Source organism: Shewanella gelidimarina (assembly GCF_023283945.1).
Classification (GTDB): Bacteria; Pseudomonadota; Gammaproteobacteria; order Enterobacterales; family Shewanellaceae; genus Shewanella; species Shewanella gelidimarina.
The window spans coordinates 90,359-107,188 of sequence record NZ_JAKIKW010000011.1 but is presented as its reverse complement, the minus strand read 5'-3'; the positions used below and the strand labels follow the sequence as shown (position 1 = coordinate 107,188).

General features: G+C 43.6%; 15 protein-coding genes. 10 read left to right on the top strand and 5 right to left on the bottom strand.

From position 1 onward, the window contains the following. Positions 1-29 precede the first annotated feature (29 nt). Complete coding sequence (locus L2729_RS21685) at positions 30-155, bottom strand: hypothetical protein (protein ID WP_283104211.1); 126 nt, start codon at positions 153-155, stop codon at positions 30-32. A gap of 379 nt (positions 156-534) precedes the next feature. On the opposite strand from L2729_RS21685, the gene L2729_RS11375 reads away from it, so the two are divergent. From L2729_RS11375 to L2729_RS11355, 5 genes are all read left to right on the top strand, one after another. Then, a complete protein-coding gene (locus L2729_RS11375) occupies positions 535-867 on the top strand; it encodes a c-type cytochrome (protein ID WP_248988377.1) in 333 nt (110 codons plus the stop codon). Between the two features lie 3 nt (positions 868-870). After that, positions 871-2,280, top strand: a complete 1,410-nt coding sequence (gene ccoN / locus L2729_RS11370) for a cytochrome-c oxidase, cbb3-type subunit I (protein WP_248988376.1) — start codon at positions 871-873, stop codon at positions 2,278-2,280. Further along, positions 2,270-2,884, top strand: a complete 615-nt coding sequence (locus L2729_RS11365; protein ID WP_248988375.1) for a cbb3-type cytochrome c oxidase subunit II — start codon at positions 2,270-2,272, stop codon at positions 2,882-2,884. Before ccoN ends, L2729_RS11365 begins: the two co-directional genes overlap by 11 nt. A gap of 1 nt (position 2,885) precedes the next feature. Continuing rightward, positions 2,886-5,051, top strand: coding sequence for a c-type cytochrome (locus L2729_RS11360; protein ID WP_248988374.1), 2,166 nt, complete (start codon positions 2,886-2,888; stop codon positions 5,049-5,051). 390 nt (positions 5,052-5,441) lie between these two features. Then, a complete protein-coding gene (locus tag L2729_RS11355) occupies positions 5,442-5,900 on the top strand; it encodes a hypothetical protein (RefSeq protein WP_248988373.1) in 459 nt (152 codons plus the stop codon). A 172-nt stretch (positions 5,901-6,072) separates the two neighbouring features. Here L2729_RS11355 and L2729_RS11350 read toward each other — a convergent pair whose 3' ends face one another. Continuing rightward, on the bottom strand, positions 6,073-8,445 hold the full coding sequence (locus L2729_RS11350) for a TonB-dependent receptor (RefSeq protein ID WP_248988372.1): 2,373 nt from the start codon (positions 8,443-8,445) through the stop codon (positions 6,073-6,075). A 132-nt stretch (positions 8,446-8,577) separates the two neighbouring features. On the opposite strand from L2729_RS11350, the gene L2729_RS11345 reads away from it, so the two are divergent. Genes L2729_RS11345 through L2729_RS11335 form a run of 3 tightly spaced genes read left to right on the top strand, consistent with a single transcriptional unit; the run spans position 8,578 to position 10,771 of the window. Continuing rightward, the gene (locus L2729_RS11345) at positions 8,578-8,895 is read left to right on the top strand and encodes a hypothetical protein (protein ID WP_248988371.1); all 318 of its coding nucleotides are present in this window, start codon (positions 8,578-8,580) and stop codon (positions 8,893-8,895) included. A gap of 2 nt (positions 8,896-8,897) precedes the next feature. After that, positions 8,898-9,152 (top strand): hypothetical protein, encoded by a 255-nt coding sequence (locus tag L2729_RS11340; protein ID WP_248988370.1) that lies wholly within the window; start codon positions 8,898-8,900, stop codon positions 9,150-9,152. A gap of 5 nt (positions 9,153-9,157) precedes the next feature. Further along, the gene (locus L2729_RS11335) at positions 9,158-10,771 is read left to right on the top strand and encodes a PepSY-associated TM helix domain-containing protein (RefSeq protein ID WP_248988369.1); all 1,614 of its coding nucleotides are present in this window, start codon (positions 9,158-9,160) and stop codon (positions 10,769-10,771) included. Between the two features lie 174 nt (positions 10,772-10,945). Here L2729_RS11335 and L2729_RS11330 read toward each other — a convergent pair whose 3' ends face one another. Then, entirely contained in the window at positions 10,946-11,689 is a 744-nt protein-coding gene (locus L2729_RS11330) for a phosphatase PAP2 family protein (protein ID WP_248988368.1), read from the bottom strand. A gap of 590 nt (positions 11,690-12,279) precedes the next feature. On the opposite strand from L2729_RS11330, the gene gshB reads away from it, so the two are divergent. Together gshB and L2729_RS11320 are read left to right on the top strand one after the other, a co-directional pair. After that, positions 12,280-13,317, top strand: coding sequence for a glutathione synthase (gene gshB / locus L2729_RS11325; protein WP_283104210.1), 1,038 nt, complete (start codon positions 12,280-12,282; stop codon positions 13,315-13,317). Then, a complete protein-coding gene (locus tag L2729_RS11320; RefSeq protein ID WP_248988367.1) occupies positions 13,298-15,295 on the top strand; it encodes a flavohemoglobin expression-modulating QEGLA motif protein in 1,998 nt (665 codons plus the stop codon). The genes gshB and L2729_RS11320 overlap by 20 nt, the downstream gene beginning before the upstream one ends. A 150-nt stretch (positions 15,296-15,445) precedes the next feature. Here the strand turns inward: L2729_RS11320 and L2729_RS11315 are convergent, their stop codons facing one another. Both L2729_RS11315 and L2729_RS11310 read right to left on the bottom strand, forming a co-directional pair. After that, positions 15,446-16,126: a NapC/NirT family cytochrome c gene (locus tag L2729_RS11315; RefSeq protein ID WP_248988366.1), complete on the bottom strand. Its 681-nt coding sequence runs from the start codon at positions 16,124-16,126 to the stop codon at positions 15,446-15,448. Further along, complete coding sequence (locus L2729_RS11310; RefSeq protein ID WP_248988365.1) at positions 16,123-16,830, bottom strand: 4Fe-4S dicluster domain-containing protein; 708 nt, start codon at positions 16,828-16,830, stop codon at positions 16,123-16,125. The genes L2729_RS11315 and L2729_RS11310 overlap by 4 nt, the downstream gene beginning before the upstream one ends.

The following is a 16,830-nucleotide window of genomic DNA, read 5'->3' as shown; positions in this document are numbered from 1 at the left end:
AGTAGGCTTTTTTCGTTTGGCTTAGTTAGTTAGCTATTCGAAAAACGCTTTTTGAGCTTCTTAATGCTCACTCCAAGACCAATCACGAACACTTCAACCGCACCGATACCCAATAAAACATAAAATAATGCAGGAACATGCTTAATAAAATCCATCTCAATTCTCTTTTAATTGCTAGATACATCCTGTTGCTTGCTCTCAATATCCCACAGTCTTAGCGATAATTACTTGATGTCGGTCACAAATAATAGTGCTACGAAGATGGTGCACAGCAATTTTATTGGGATAAAAATGAAAATGTTTAGCTGCTATTTATGGGATTTACGTGATGTGACTAACGCAAATTTTCGCACCAATATTAGGCCATAAAAATTGCCCCGTACTCGCTTGTCTCGTAGTGGTACTGCTAACAATAGTGAACCAATTTATTATCGGCTACGTATGCTTATTTGAATGTTATTACTGGTATTTGTGGCAAATCAAGCAATTCATACTAGTTTCAATAGGGTGCATAAGAACATAAGAGAACCGCTAATGAATCGAATAATCCTGCTAGTCGTACTTGCGCTCATCACCATGGATGCCAAAGCTGACTATGAGCCGTCATTTGAAATAGGTAAGCAAAAAGCCAAGGTCTGTATGACATGCCATGGTGAAGATGGAATTTCTACTATCGACCCCTATCCCAATCTACGTGGCCAGAAGATGGGGTATTTGATCTCCTCCTTAAAAGACTATCAGTCTCGACAGCGTACCAGTGGCTTAGCGATTTTAATGCAGCAGCAAGCTGATGCCTTATCAGAGCAAGATATTAAGGATATTGCTTACTACTTCTCGGTTCTGGGCACAAAAAATGAAGGGGAATAGCATATGACACCAGGCACGGAGCTTTATGATGTCAAAGTGGTTCGGTATTTTATTGTGGCTGCGGTGGCATGGTCCATCGCGGGAATGTTTATCGGCGTGGTGCTTGCAGCTCAGCTTTATTGGCCGGTTCTGAATTTCAATTCTGAATATATCCAGTTTGGCCGCCTGAGACCCTTGCATACCTCCGGGGTTATCTACGGTTTTGTAGTTAATATGTTGATGGGAACGTCCTTGTACATTGTACAAAGGACCGGCCAAACAAAACTGTTTAATCAAAGCCTGTCTTGGATGGTTTTTTGGGGATGGCAATTGGTGTTGTTTCTAGCATTAGTGACCTTACCAATGGGATATACCTCAAGTAAAGAGTATGCAGAACTTGAATGGCCAATCGATTTGTTAATTGTGCTTGTTTGGGTGCTGTATGGGGTGCTATTTTTTGGCACCATAGCGAAACGTAAAGTGAATCACATCTTTGTTTCCAATTGGTTTTACGGCGCCTTTATTATCGTTGTTGCCCTTATTTTTATTCTTAATAATTTAGCGATGCCGGTGTCTGCAATGAAGTCATATTCGGTATTTGCAGGGGCGCAGGATGCAATCGTTCAATGGTGGTGGGGACATAACGCGGTGGGCTTTTTGCTCACTGCTGGCATCATCGGTATGAACTACTATTTCATTCCCAAAATTTCTGAACGTCCGATCTATTCCTATCGTTTATCTGTAATCCATTTTTGGGGGTTAGTCGGGTTTTATACATGGGCGGGAACGCATCATCTACTCTATTCATCTGTGCCTGTATGGTTACAGAATATCGGTATTGTGATGTCTCTTATCCTATGGTTGCCCTCCTGGGCTGGTGCATTTAACAGCGCTATGACCTTGCTGCAAAACAAAGAGAAGCTTAAAACTGATTACATTATGTGGTTCTTTATGTCGGCGATACTCTATTACTGCTTGGCGACGTTTGAAGGGCCTTTGCTGGCGATACGTTGGTTTAACATGCTGGCACACAACACTGAGTGGATTATTGGCCATGTGCATTCCGCCGCGCTGGGTTGGGTAGCAATGTCGGGCATCGCGATGTTCTATTACTTTATTCCGCGACTGTGGGGCAAGACTAAGCTTTGGTCGAACCGATTGCTTAAATGGCATTTCTGGATAGCCCATTTTGGGGTCGCACTTTATGCCATCGCACTTTGGGTTGCTGGCATAGGGGAAGGTTACATGTGGATGGCGCAGCAAGAGAATGGTTCGCTTGCTTATAGCTTTGTTGAAGCGATGGACTTTAAAGCGCCTTGGTTATTTGTTCGATTCTTTGGCGGCGCATGTTTCGTATTAGGTCTGCTGCTAATGGTATTTAATCTCTATAAAACCGTTTCGCTAGCGCAGGAGGGATCAGCCGATGCTAAGTAAAGACTTTACGCAATCGCTCTTAATCCTCATCGTTTCCACCACCGTGGTTGCCAGTTTTTCTATATTGGTGCTTATTGTTCCTAGTCTGGTTCGCACCGATGAAATAAGGGCTACCTCGTTGGCTAAACCTTTAACGGCTTTAGAGGTTTCGGGCAGGGACATTTACATCAGTGAAGGCTGCCATGTTTGCCATACGCAAATGGTGCGCAACATAGAGCCTGAAGTAAAACGCGATGGTCGCCCCAACAAAGAGGGTGATGATATCTATGAATTCCCCAACCTTTGGGGTTCGAAAAGAACGGGTCCGGATTTGACCAACTTAGGGCGGAAATACTCAGCTCAGTGGCAGCGTTTACACCTTATTGACCCAAGGCAAGTGGTGCCTACCTCATTGATGCCTGCTTACCCATGGTTATTCAGGCAAGCACTTTCTGGGGACGATATTGAAGCCAAGATGCGCGTCTTACAAGGATTGGGAGTGCCTTACACCGAGAATGAAATAGAACGATCGCGCTTAGCAGTGAAGGGAGTGACTAAAGGTGAAGCTTTGATTCACTATTTGCAAAGCTTAGGCAATGACACTGCCAGCGATCAGGAGCGTTGATATGACTGTTTTCTGGAACACCTGGGTGATTGTATTCATCTTGATTTTTCTCGCATTCATGGCGTTGGTAGTCGTTAAATATTGGCGAATTGACCATACTGCAGATAAAGATAAAACCATTGAGACCTTTGATGGTATTGATGAAAACGATGCCCCCCCACCGCGGGTATTTTATTTGTCGTACCTCATCGCATTTATTATTTCCGCAGGTTTTCTAGTCCTGTATCCGGGCCTTGGAAATTGGGCTGGCTTAATGGGATGGGAGCAAAGTGATGATGCACTTAGCTCGCCTATCACTGATTTAGATATTCAAATGACGCCGTTAACCGATCTCAGTCTCACTGCATTAGCGAGGAATTCTGACGTCACGAATAGCGGAGAATTACTGTTTCAAAATCACTGTGGTGCCTGTCATCGCAGGAATGGGCAGGGACAAAAGCACTTTCCTAATTTGATTGACCATGATTGGTTATATGGTGGAACGGAAGTCGACATTTTACACTCAATCGAACATGGCCGTCATGGTGCTATGCCTGGGTGGAAAGACATACTGTCGGAAGATCAAATTCTAAAAACATCTTATTATATTGCATCGCTGCAGCGCCGAAATCTCAACGCTCCCCAAGTGAAAGTTGATTTGGGTAAAGAGATCTTTATGCAGTACTGCTCGAGTTGTCATAGTGATGGTACGGTAGCAAATACTGACATCGGTGCGCCAATATTGTCCGATGATATTTGGTTGCATGGTGGTAGCATTGAGGAGATAAAGCACACCATCGAATTTGGATTGAATAATCTGATGCCCGCTTTTTCTGAGCAGCTAAGCCGTAATGAAATATTAGCCATAGGAGCTTACATCACTGAGCAAAAAGACCAGTATGATGTAAAACTTGCGGCACTTGACCCTGAATCAGTTTCGAGAGGGGAGTATCTCGCCAATGCAGGGGATTGTGTGGCGTGTCATAGTTCAGAAAGTGGTGAACGTTTTGCGGGTGGCCTGCCTTTTAAAACGCCCTTTGGCACGGTTTACTCAACCAATATTACGCCCCACCTTAGCGAAGGTATTGGTGACAATGATTATGCAAACTTCAAAGCAGCGTTATTTGATGGCAAAGGCAAACATGGTTATTTGTACCCGGCTATGCCCTACACCTCTTATCAGTATCTAACCGAGCAAGATACCCAAGATCTGTGGAGCTATTTACAATCGATTACTGCCGTTCCAAGGCAAAATGATAAAAATGCAATGATCTTTCCCTCTAATATCCGTATGGGTTTGTTGGGCTGGAATATTGCCTTTATGGACACTGATCCCTTGTCGTACTCAGCGCCCGAACATGTTCAGCTTAATGATCATGAACTTGAGCAGTGGCAGCAAGGTAAGTACTGGGTGATGGGGCTAGGTCATTGCTCTGAGTGCCATACTCCGAGGAATTTGGCGCAAGCCTTGATCCCTGAAAAGATCTTCCAAGGTAACTTAATTGATGGCTGGAATGCGCCCAACATCACTGCTCAAGAGCTGTATGAAGATAGGTGGGATTTAGAATCGCTGACAGACTTTCTGCACACGGGACATTCATCAAAAGGGTCGGCTTTTGCTGGCATGGCAGATGTGGTGAAAAACAGTACTAGCTTAATGACTCGTGATGACATTGAAACCATTTCACGTTATCTGTTGGTGGGGGATTTGCATAACACTATTCCTGATGGGCAAAAGCAGTTGTCACCCACAGGATTTGTGGCGGAGTCCTACGCTGAAGAGCAATTTAGTGCTTATGCCTTGTATGCGGATACTTGTGGTGCTTGCCATGGTGAAGATGGTAAAGGGCGCGATCCAATAGCGCCAACACTGTTGAATAACGGCATTATTATGCATAGTGATCCGTTCAATACGATTGCGGTAACTATACGTGGTTTAGCACCGACGTATTTGGATGAAGAACGTAACTTCATGCCAATGACCAGCTTTCAAAACGTGCTAACGGATAGCGAGTTAGCGGGACTCATTAGCTTTGTTCGTCTCTATCTGGGGGGCCGAGAAGAACCGGTTACCGCAGCGCAAGTTAAAGCTGTGCGGCAAAAGCTAGAAAAAGCGGGCTTTGCTGGCAATCTGCATACAACGCCTGATATGTACGATCATAAAGACACGGATATCAATATTGATTAATGGTGTTACCGATTAAAAAAGCCAGCTGATGCAGGCTTTTTTGTTTATAAATACAACGAGCAGAGTTTGCTCCGTGGCGCTAAAGTGGTAGCGAAGCGGATGGTCTTTATTGTTCATCTGGAACGCGATGCAATACCACAGCTACAATCGTGTTCAACAGCATGAGCCCGAGTATCGAATCTAAGCGACTATAGTGAATTAAGGTACTACCTATCTAGGCTGTTATATACGCTATAAAGCGGATTTAAATAATCTAACTTGATAATACAACTCGTCACTGCTAGTTTTTAATACAGTATTTTATGCTGTATAAAGATTTGCCGTTTGGGTCAATAAACCTAATTAATCTTGTCGATAATAGTGGATATTAAACAGATTAAAGGAATTGATATGACTTATTTAAAAACGGTAGTACTGCTTTTTTGTGTTGTTTTTTCTGCAATGTCAGTCGCAGGTGACGACCATGATGCGAGCCCATCGAGTGGCGCTAAAGATATGCCCGGCGCTAAAGGGGTATTTGCCTTTCAGCCCAGTGATTGGATGGAAGGGAAAAAGACTTGGTGGAAAGATAGCGACGGCGTCGCACCTGGCGTTGCCGGTTGCCATATTGGCACCGATGAAAAAGGCACAGCCAATGGCAGAATGTTTGGCGAAGCTTGCATGGAAGATGGCTTACTTGTCGAATCGAACCCAGGTAAAGAAGTGCTGCACGCTCACACCAATGATACTGGTCACCCGGATAAATTCGATTGTAATGCTTGGTGCGTTGGCACTGGTAACAGCAGTGGTATGTGCACTATTGCCGCTGCAGCGCCTTGTGAGCAATCGGCAAAATGTGTTTGTAACTAACTGATTAATCTTGTCGCTAGTTTCTCTGTAGCACTCGCTCTATCTATAACGTTAGCCATAAGTAAAAAGCGAACCTTTTAGGTTCGCTTTTTACTTATGGTAGCAGCTATATCAGCTGCCAATAAGCGTCTGCAGTAATGTTAGCTGGCTATTTTTTGCATCTAGCTGCTACTTATAAACTAAACTGGCCGCGCAGTGTTAGCGCAACTTGTCTAGGGGCTCCTAGGCTCGGCGTACGGGTAAAGTTAGTGGTGATATATTCCTCATCAAACAAGTTCTTACCTTGGAGGTAAAGGCCGATATCTTGCCATTCATAACCGAGTTGCATATTAACCAAGGTACGGCTGTCATTTTGTAGGTCAAATTCCGCATCGCCCTCTTTGAGCCCATTACGATATGGATTAACACGGTTGGGTGCACCGCTGGCATAGTTGGCATTTAAGTTGGCAAAGATACCACTATCGGCAGTGTAGGTCGCGCCCACATTGCCAGTCCATTCCGGCGCGGTAAATTGTCTACCAGATAGATCGTTAACAATGGCACCTGTTTCAGTAGGAATACTGATGACAAAATCAATAAATTCACTTTTAGCTTGGCCGAAAGAGGCATACAAAGCTAATTCGTCATTCAGTTGATAGTTAAGTTCGAGCTCAAAACCTTTAACACTTGATTGGCCCGCGTTGACTGTTTTGGTGTCGTAACGGTTTGGCGACAGTTGCACTGCGACTTGCTGATCACGCCAATCAACATAGAACAGGTTGGCATTGGCCACAAGGTCGCCATTTAACCAAGTTGAACGCAATGAAAACTCATAGTTGTAGGTAAACTCGGGATCATACTCAAATACTTCAGCACGTGCGCCGTTGATGCCGACTCCACCTGAGCGGTACCCTTTCTGGAAGGACACGCTAGTGATTAAATCTTCTGACCAGTTATAACTGACGCCGATCTTAGGCAGCACGGTATTAAAGTCGGTATCTATCTGCGGTGTCATTTGTGAGGCATTGCTTGCTAGATCGGTAAACATCTTGTTGATGCCCGCGATAAGGGGCGAAATAGCCTCGTAAGGAGTGCCAATGTAATTGGCTGGATCTGGCATTTTATCTTTATTTAAGATGACATATTTTGCATCGTTTTGAGTTTCTTGGCTTTCGTGGTCAAAACGAATACCGGCAAAAATATCCCATTTATCGGTGACATTCCAAACTCCATCGGCAAACAATGCATAACTTGAAATAGTTTGTTGCGATGATGACAGCTGGCTAGTGTGGGCTGGATTAAATTCGGCATATTGGGCAACAACCAGATCGGCGATAGGTTCACTTAGCCCGTAGCGAGCTTGTAATACATCGCTAGTAAGACCTAAGCGGTTCAGCTTTAAGTTACTCAAGCCATTGGTGTTGTCGTCTATTTCTGTTTTAAAGAAGTAGCCGCCGATCACACCGCTTAAATTGTCGTATTCAAAAGTAAGCCTAAGTTCTTGGCTGAGTGAATCAGTGGTGTTTTTATAGTAGGTGGAACTACCAGTATCTTCGGGGAACACGCTGCCTGCAATAGCAAGAAAATCAGAATCCCATTTATAATCAGTATCCACAGCTGACCAAGAGGTATATGAGCCTAAGCTCCAGATATCGCTCAAGTCATAATTGAGTTCCAAAACCAGCATGTTAGCGTTAATGGTTTCGTTTCTTTCATCATTGTTAAAGCTATGACGATTGCTAAATGGATCTTCGCCTGCGGCTATTTCAATGGCGGTATTACCGTAGGTACTATTAGCGTAGGTGTAGCCTAGCTGAGCTGAAAATTCAGGTAACGCCAAAGGTTGATAGAGAAACTTGAGCCTATAGGTTTCATCATCGTGAAAATCAGCGGTCTCATTACGAGTGAGGTTTTCATTGTAACCATCAATTTCTTTTTTCTCACCGCTAAAACGAAAAGCGAGTTCATCTTCAATTAAACCACCGCCAATGGCGACTCCAATCTCTTGTTGGCCATTTTGACCCGCAGTAAGTTGGTATTTACCTTCCCACTCTTGAGTGGGTGCTTGGGTCGTCATGATCACCGCGCCAGCCAGAGCATTACGACCTTGCAATGTAGATTGCGGCCCGCGCAGCACTTCTATTTGTTTAGCATCCCATGTTGAAAATCCACCACCGTAAATCATTCTCTCCGGCAGAGGAGCGCCATCTACATAAACACTGGCTAAGAAACTATTACCGCCGCCAGAGACATTAAAGCCATCAATACCACGGATACTAAAACTGCGATTTTCAGAAGTATGAGTATTGGCTGTATTGATCAGCACTTCACGGAAGTCATTAATATTCTCTTGCTCAAGCTGCTTCTCGGTTAACACTGCAACACTGGTGGTTGTTTCTTGGACAGTTCTGGCAATCTTTTGCCCAGTGACCATGATCCTTTCAATATTAGTGGTGTCGATTTCACCTGCTTCATCAGCAGAAACTGACAAACAAGCAAACGTAGCGGGAACGAGTACGGCTAAGCGCATTGCACTGGTAATTGAATTTAATTTAGATGAAAACATATTATACGGCTCAAATGGTAATAGTTATTGTTTGCATTGGTGCGAAATGCTATCACAACCTACTTGTAATTTGGTAACGTATTTACGATAATAAATACAAATCATTATCATTTGTATTTATTGGTTGGTTGTATGATCTTTATCGGGATATCTCTTTTATGGATAGGTTGCTTGCTGAGCTATTTATCTTCGAATAAACAAAAGCTTAATAAAAAAAACATTAAAAAATTACCAGCTTGGTCATTGTTTGCTATGTGTCTATTACTGGCAACATATTGCTTTACATACCGCTACGGGCTTGTCGTTGCGGCGCTGAACAGTGTATTGCTCGTTATGACAATGTGGTTGCTATTGGTGATTGTTGCATCCCATATTAATCACAAGTTAATGCTGGTTGGAACACTTGGAATTAGTTTGTTCTCAGGTGTTATTTTATTAGGAATTAGATAGTTATGTGGCCTAAATCAATAACCGCATTCTTCGGCGGGCTCGCACTGTCAGTGAGTATTATGTTGAGTTTATATCTGTTAACCCCATTCGCAACGGATGTAAAATTGTTGCTTGGCTTGATTGCTGGATTCCTTATCTGGGTTGGAGCAATGGTTTACTACTTTAGCTATAACAGCGCCAAAGGCTGTGGCATTGCTTGCATTAAGTTACTACTACTTTCAGTGGCGGTTAACACCTTTCTATTTCTGACGAAGTAACCAAAATGAATACTCGAACTTTAAATGCCAAAATGCCAAATACACCACCGAATAAAGTGATTAAAAACTTAACCGAGTCACATAGTTGGATAGGGATAATTATCTCCCCGTTATTGTTTCTTATTTTTTGGGCCGGCGCTGTCACGCTATTTTATGAAGAGGTCAAGCAATGGGCCGTGGCCCCGCAATTTCCGGTATCGATGCAACAGCCAGCAATGCCATTGCAGCAGATAGTTGAAGCAAAGTTAGCGCTGTACCCCTTTGATTACCAAGAGCACTTGATGGTGCAAATGCCGTCCCACTATGATCCTTACTATAAAGTCTATCTCGACCTTGTTCGCGAAGAGGGTAATGAGGATGATCACGGTGAAGTGGCTTCGCTGCTTGTTGATAGCCAATCTGGTAAAACGGTAGCGAATAAAGAAGATTTTTTCTTAGGTGATTTTTTATATCAATTGCACTACAACCTGAACTTGCCGGCGGGCACTTATATCGTAGGGATTATCAGTTTGTTTTTCTTTTTTGCCCTAGTGTCAGGCATTTTTATTCATGCGAAAAAATTGTACCGTCACTTTTTCCAGTACCGCACAGATAAGAATCGCCGAGATAAATTGCTGGATTTACACAATGTGGTGGGAGTGATGACTCTGCCGTTCACCTTGATGTATGCCTTAAGTGGCTTAGTATTTAACTTAGCCATTGTTTACCAAATAGCTTTTGTGATTTTTATCTATCAAGGAGACCAAGATAGCTTATTTAAAGATGCGGGTTTTACTCTGTTTGATGAACAACGCATAGAGCAGCCACTGGATATGACACCGGCCTACAAAATCATCGCCGAGACGAGACAAAGAGATGACTTCAATATTAGTAATGTCATTTTTTATAACTACGGAGATGAGGCGGCCATCATCCAAATTCGAGGAGAAAACCTCTCTCATTTTTCACAAAATGATGAGTTCTTCTATCGCGTTAAAACCGGCGAGTTACTGAATAAAACAGACATCAATAACTACAACGTATTTCGTAAAGGGCGTGAGATTATCGCCACTCTGCACTTTGGCGACTTTGCCGGAGTAGATGTACGCATTCTTTACTTCATATTGTCTATCGCCATTTGCGTGATGATAGTGGCAGGTAATATGCTATGGCTTGATAAACGCAGCTTGCAGCAGAACATATCTGCTCGCAGCATTAGGTTTGTAAGAGGTTTATCGGTGGGTGGGTGTGGTGGTTTAGTCTTGGCGACCGCTGTGGCCTTTTTGTGTGAGCGGATAATACCAGCGTCTATATCTATGCGCTCCGACGTGATGGTCTATGCCTTTGTTATCAGCTTAGTGGCAACCATGTTATTGGCTTATAGAGTGGATAGTAAAAGGCGTTATCTCGCACAGGTGATTTTTGCCACAGTTGCAGTATTAATACTGACCTTACTGGCTGATTGGTTGATGTTTAGTGAGCAGATTATACTGTTATGGCATGATGGCTTTAGAGCTGTTGTTGGTGTTGAAGTGGGAATTTTTCTGTTTATTATTGCTGGTATTTGGGCGATAAAAACTCTGTCTGCCAACAACGAGACAAGGGTGGCCGAATTAACGGCTGAACCCGCTTTAGACTAGCAGTGTGGCGTTATTGGTTAGATTCATTGTGGCGGTAATCCAAGGAGCCAGAGTCTAGCTCCTTGGGGGTTTTGGGCTTGAATTAGCTTGATGTTGTTAATGCTATATGGCGGTGTGCATAGAGGCTAATCTCGCTAAAGTCATATATTTATGTCCAGTGTTAATGGAGTCGCTTTAGTGATTTGCTATTTCAGGTGTTACTAGGCATTTTTGTTTTTTGGCTCTAACAAATAGGAAATAATAATAGCTGCTGGCGGTAAACCAGGATATGGCCAGACTCCATAAACCATGGGAGAAGAAGTGTGCGCCTCTTAGCTGTTGAGTTAAGCTAAATGTTGCGCCCAAGAGTATGCCAAAGGCTAACCCATACCAGCGTAGTTTAGGTTTGAGCTGCAATGCAAAGTAATACAACGCAACCCAAGCGTAGCCACCACTTGAGTGTCCACCAGGAAAACATTGTCCAAATTCAGCACCATTAGGTAAGGGGCTAAAAATGGGTACATAAGCAAATTGACCACCAAATTGAATCACATCCCACGGACAACTAACGTGAGTGAATTCTTTGGCAAACTTCACTAATAATATTGAGCTCAGCACACTTAGTGTTAAGCAGAGTAAGTTACGTCTGTATTGGTTCCAGCGTTTGCTTTTACAGCTTAATCCCAATGAAATCAGTAACGCAGTGCCTAATACGACAACTAAGTTTCGACCACCAGTATGCAGTACATTTTCACTCAACCACTGGCCTCTTAAAGGCCAGCTATCAACGCCGCCTTCTAGGCTAAAAAAATACTGAGCAATATTAAGATCGAATTGAAAATATTCGAAAATGGATGCCACTAACAGAAATAGCATTAGTGGGTAGCTGATATGACGCTCAAGAGAAAAAGGTTGCAGAACATCTACCGTTTTATGCATCGGAACCATACCTATTTTCACCGTGCCTTTTTAGGAAGGCTACTGATATTAGAGGGATGAGTTTATTTAATCGCTTGTGAAAGAAATGTCGATACAGGCTCAGATACATGCAACGTCAGTATCTTAACTATTGAAACGCGTTTTTTGCTAAGTTATAACTCTCACTTTTTTGACGCCTGCTAGAGAGCTAAAACTGAACACCTTATTGATAATTTTGACTGATAAATTAACTTGATAACGGATGTGCTCAATCAACTGTAATACTAGTTAAGCTTCTAATTATAATCGGTTTTAGTTGTTAACGAACTTCGAACCTAAAGAGCGATAGTTGTTGGGTTTTGAAGATGATTTATTACCCCATAAATAAACTCAATATCAGTGCATATTTTTATTTGCATTTTTTTAAAATAGGTGTAAATTACGCCGCCTTATCTAGTTCAAACTTGTATTGATAGATAGATTGCCAATGTCTGATTAGGGCTGATTGTAGCCATAGTCGTTGTGTTATTTATTTTGAATACTCTACACCTCCCCAAGCCACCTCACAGGCCCAAGATCTTTAGAGCATTCCGTTTTTTAAAGAGATCCCTTTGAATATTTTATTTTTGATGTACCCATGGGAAAGCATCGAACCAGAAACTGATTCTACTATTCGGTTGATCCACGAGTGCGTTGCGAGAGGTCATACCGTGGCGCTTGCTACCACTAGTAACTTAACCATGCGTGATTCAGAAGCGAGCGCGTTTTGTCGAGTGTTTAGCAAAGAGCAAGAGACACCCAACAACATTGTTTCGTTTTATAAAAAAGCGCAGTTTAAACCGCTGCGATTACCGCTAGCGGGCTTTGACAGCATTATTATGCGTGCCAATCCGCCGATGGACACGATAGCGCTCAACTTCCTCGATTCAGTGCGTGATGATGTATTCATCATGAACGATATCGATGGTCTTCGCATCGCTAACAATAAGCTTTATACGGCTTCGTTTGACGACCCGACTAATCAATTTATTCCGGTGACGCATGTGTCAAAAACACCTGACTATCTTGAGGAAGTCTTGCGAGAGTCTAAAACAGACAAGATGATCATGAAGCCGCTTGATGGTTATGGCGGCCAAGGGGTCATTCTGGTTGAGAAAGCAGCGCAAAAGAGTTTTCACTCGTTACTAGAGTTCTACATCAACAGCGGCAAGGGCGGCAACTACGTTATTTTGCAAGAGTATGTCGAAGGTGCAGAGCAAGGCGATGTGCGTATTTTGATGCTAAACGGTGAGCCTATTGGTGCCATGAAGCGCATCCCAGCCAGTGGCGAAGTGCGCTCAAATGTTCATGCTGGTGGCAGTGTGGTCAAGCATACGCTGACCAAAAAAGAGAAAGCCTTATGTAAGCACATTGGCCCTAAGCTGGTGCGTGATGGTTTGTTCTTTGTTGGTATTGACGTGATCAATGAAAAGTTGATTGAAGTTAACGTGCAAAGTCCAGGTGGCATTATGCGCATCAACAAGTTGAACAACGTTAAGCTTCAAAAGAAAGTCATTGATTTTGTTGAAAGTGTAGTCAATGCCAAAGAAGCGTTAAACATCAGAAAAACAGCGTTTAGAAAGGCGATCGATGATGCTCACATTAACTGAAAAAGAGTGTATTGGATTAATCAATAAAGGCGAATGCTTTCAAGCCGAGGTTGATGAGGGGTCCTTTATCGTTAAGATTGATGAGTACTCGCCAGTCGTGTGCACCGCTATTCATAATGGCCATCGCTTGCGAGCGGATTTAAAGAAAAGCTTCTTACTGACTAAGCCGGAACGCTTCTATGAGGAAGATCCATACACTGATGAACTATTGTCATCTTTTCCAATCGTATTGATTGGTAACGATTCACGTTTTGAATATGACTTAAACCGCCCTAAAGCGTTGTCGACCTATTTTAAAACGGCGTGGGACAAGCAAGTTTGGCAAAAGCCGTTAACGCCAAAGCAGCGCGGTGAAAGCCATGCTAAGCATCAGTCTTTTTACAATGTGCTCGAGGCACTGGTTGCTCGCTTAGAAAAGCAGTTTAAAAACAGTATTGTGTTTGATGTGCACTCATACAACCATCAACGCATTGAGGCAAATACGCCAACGTTTAATATTGGCACCAGTCAAATTGATATCGAGCGTTGGGGTGAGACCTGTCAATTTTTTGAAAAACAGCTGAACCAAATTGCGCTACCAAACCTTGATGTACGTGCTGCAACCGATGAAGTATTTCAAGGCCGTGGCTATCTAATTGCTCATATTAACGCTCACTTCGACAATACCTTAGTGTTGCCCGTGGAAGTGAAAAAGGTGTTTATGGACGAAACCACGGGCGAGTTGTACCCCTTGGTGTTAGAGGAGTTAAAAGCGGGCGTCAAACAAGCAATTTCAGAAACAGCAGCGTATTTTATGCGCCGCTTTGGCAAGCGTAAGTCTGTCAGGAACATTGACCTATTATCGTCGACGTTACCGCCAGAACTGTTATCGCTCGACAAGAGCTTGTTTAAGTTGGCCAATAACGTCGCCACGCTTAAATATATTAATCCGATTAATATCGCTAGCGAGCGTAAAAAGTTTTTAGCCCGTAAAGGCGCAGTTGCGCCTGAGTTTAACTACAAACAGCTGAATTTGAACCCGTATCAGTTTAGGGAACAGCTGTATAAGTTACCGGTTGAAAGCGTCATGGATGCCGACATTCAACAACTTTATCGGCATGTGATTGATAACTTAGCGACCAAGATTGATCTGCTGTGCTCCATTGGCACTGATGACTTTGTTTATAACTCGCTTAAATATTATGGTCAGCCAGATAAAGATGACATCGCAAATGCTCAGTTCTTATTACGTGCGCCAGCCATTGAAGCTGAAGATGAGCTGCCGATATTTGATGCCGACCATGCAGTTAAGTCATTCCAAAAGCAGGCGGATGAGTGGGGGCTCAAATGTAAGGTCGAAAAATCCTCTCGCTTGGTTGCCAAGGCGATGGTTAATAATGAAAAGGGCAGTTTGTTAATCAATAAAGATGCCATGTTCAGCGCTAAAGAGTTAATCGCATTTGCATACCATGAGCTTGGGGTGCATATGTTGACGACGGTGAATGCCAGACGGCAGCCGCTGCGCGTTTTGTCGCTTGGCTTAGTCGGTAATACCCATACCCAAGAAGGCGTGGCGATATACAGTGAGTATTGTTCAGGAAACTTAACTTTAAACCGGTTAAAAATCCTAGCATTGCGGGTGATTGCGGTTAATTTGATGCTGTCTCAGCGTGACTTTTCAATGACGTTCCAAACACTCATGCGTGAATATGCTCAAACAACAGAGCAGGCATTCACCTTAACCACTCGGGTGTATCGAGGCGGTGGCTTTACTAAAGACTTCCTGTATCTAAAAGGCTTTCGAGATATTGTGGAACTGAGTAAAACAATGCCGCTGGATAACCTACTGGTGGGGAAAGCGGGCTTACTCGACTTACCGATTATTAGTGAGATGGTCGAGCGCAATATGCTTGAAAAGCCCGTGCCGCTGTTTGCGTTACGGCATACGGTGACAGCGGATACTGCTGTCATCGATTATCTGGTATCAGCTATTCGTTAATTGTCGTGTTATACCCATAAAAATGCCTTGTTCTAGAAATGGAACAAGGCATTCTTTTCAGTTAAATTTTACTCTGACCCTAATTTCATGAACTAGCTTACCAAACTCAGAGGTGGACCTTATTCAATTATCTGCCGACAATAAGGGAGCTTAAAACCCCCAATCTTGCTCCTCGACCTTTGGCATATCTTGATGGCATCGGTAACAGGGCAGTTGCTGATTTTCGTAGTAATGATGGTCCTCATCACTGCCGCCTTTGTAGGGGACAACGCCTTCAGGCAGTTGATGGGCAATGCCCTTATGGCAATCAATGCAGGTCTTTTGTCGTTGTTGTGCATGCTCATGAACTAGGCCGCTGCGGCTTTGTTGAGCGGTGATATCCATGGCATCAAAGTTATGGCAGTTTCGACATTCTCTAGAATCGGTTTGCTGCATACTTTGCCATACGTGCTTGGCCAGCTGGATACGCTTTCGTTTAAATTTTTCTGCAGTATCAATCGAGCCGATGAGTTTATGAAATAGCTCCCTACTGGCCTGAATTTTTCTGACTATCATATGTTGCCACTCTTTGGGTACATGACAATCTGGGCAGGTCGCTCTGACACCAGTACGATTTTTATAGTGCACTGTTTGTAGATACTCAGGATAGACATTGTCCTCCATCTCGTGGCAGCTAATACAGAAACTCATCTCGTTGGTCTGTTCTAGTGCGGTATTAAATGCGCCCCAAAATAGTATTCCTACCGCCATAAAGACCATCGCAGCGCTTAAGGTACACCCTAGAATCACCTTGTGATTAAGCCACTGATGACACAGGTTCACTATTTTCATTGGTTATCTTCATGAGTTGTTTGCTCATCTAAAGGGGCAAAATAGCTAATCTCAATCGCTTTAGGCTCGGTGATACAGGCTTGAACACATTGACCGCAACCTATGCAGGTATCCACGTTGATGCTGGGTTGCTCATTGTGCCAGGTTAAGGTTTCTTCTATGGGGCAGCTGCCGTGACATGCGCCACATTCTGGCCCAGAGTAGGGCATACATTGGCTGGTGTTAATTATTGCCGATGCCATCGGCGGACATTCGTTTGCTGTTGGATATCGGTCGATAAGTGTCTCGGCGTCGACTTGCGTTTGTTGCTGTAGCCCTTGTTCCTGCTGCTGTTGACTCTGCTGTGAGGCCGCTGGAAATGCCAGAGCCTTATCTTTACAGGCGGTCACACAAGGCCAGCCACTACAGAGCTCGCAGGCCTTATTGGGAATATCCATCGCAGGAGTCGACATCGCGGTTGCGCCGCTATGAAGTGGCAGCTTAAAAATAACCTGCTGCGGGCAAGCATCAATACACTCGCCACAGCGGCTACAGTTGAGCAGGAAGTCGAGTTCATTGATGGCGAAAGGTGGGCGGATCCATCCCTTGGCATTTTGCTCTGCTTTTTTCTGGGCATGGGCAGAACCGATATCAGCTATCTTGCTAAAGCTAGATTTAAAAAAGCGGCGACGATCCATTAACGGCTGTTTGCTCTGCTCACTCAT

Bases quoted from the DNA above. Each gene is read 5' to 3' on its own strand.
- L2729_RS21685 (WP_283104211.1), bottom strand. From the start codon at position 155: ATGGATTTTATTAAGCATGTTCCTGCATTATTTTATGTTTTATTGGGT.
- L2729_RS11375 (WP_248988377.1), top strand. From the start codon at position 535: ATGAATCGAATAATCCTGCTAGTCGTACTTGCGCTCATCACCATGGAT.
- ccoN (WP_248988376.1), top strand. From the start codon at position 871: ATGACACCAGGCACGGAGCTTTATGATGTCAAAGTGGTTCGGTATTTT.
- L2729_RS11365 (WP_248988375.1), top strand. From the start codon at position 2,270: ATGCTAAGTAAAGACTTTACGCAATCGCTCTTAATCCTCATCGTTTCC.
- L2729_RS11360 (WP_248988374.1), top strand. From the start codon at position 2,886: ATGACTGTTTTCTGGAACACCTGGGTGATTGTATTCATCTTGATTTTT.
- L2729_RS11355 (WP_248988373.1), top strand. From the start codon at position 5,442: ATGACTTATTTAAAAACGGTAGTACTGCTTTTTTGTGTTGTTTTTTCT.
- L2729_RS11350 (WP_248988372.1), bottom strand. From the start codon at position 8,445: ATGTTTTCATCTAAATTAAATTCAATTACCAGTGCAATGCGCTTAGCC.
- L2729_RS11345 (WP_248988371.1), top strand. From the start codon at position 8,578: ATGATCTTTATCGGGATATCTCTTTTATGGATAGGTTGCTTGCTGAGC.
- L2729_RS11340 (WP_248988370.1), top strand. From the start codon at position 8,898: ATGTGGCCTAAATCAATAACCGCATTCTTCGGCGGGCTCGCACTGTCA.
- L2729_RS11335 (WP_248988369.1), top strand. From the start codon at position 9,158: ATGAATACTCGAACTTTAAATGCCAAAATGCCAAATACACCACCGAAT.
- L2729_RS11330 (WP_248988368.1), bottom strand. From the start codon at position 11,689: ATGCATAAAACGGTAGATGTTCTGCAACCTTTTTCTCTTGAGCGTCAT.
- L2729_RS11320 (WP_248988367.1), top strand. From the start codon at position 13,298: ATGATGCTCACATTAACTGAAAAAGAGTGTATTGGATTAATCAATAAA.
- L2729_RS11315 (WP_248988366.1), bottom strand. From the start codon at position 16,126: ATGAAAATAGTGAACCTGTGTCATCAGTGGCTTAATCACAAGGTGATT.
- L2729_RS11310 (WP_248988365.1), bottom strand. From the start codon at position 16,830: ATGAGTGAGCAGAGCAAACAGCCGTTAATGGATCGTCGCCGCTTTTTT.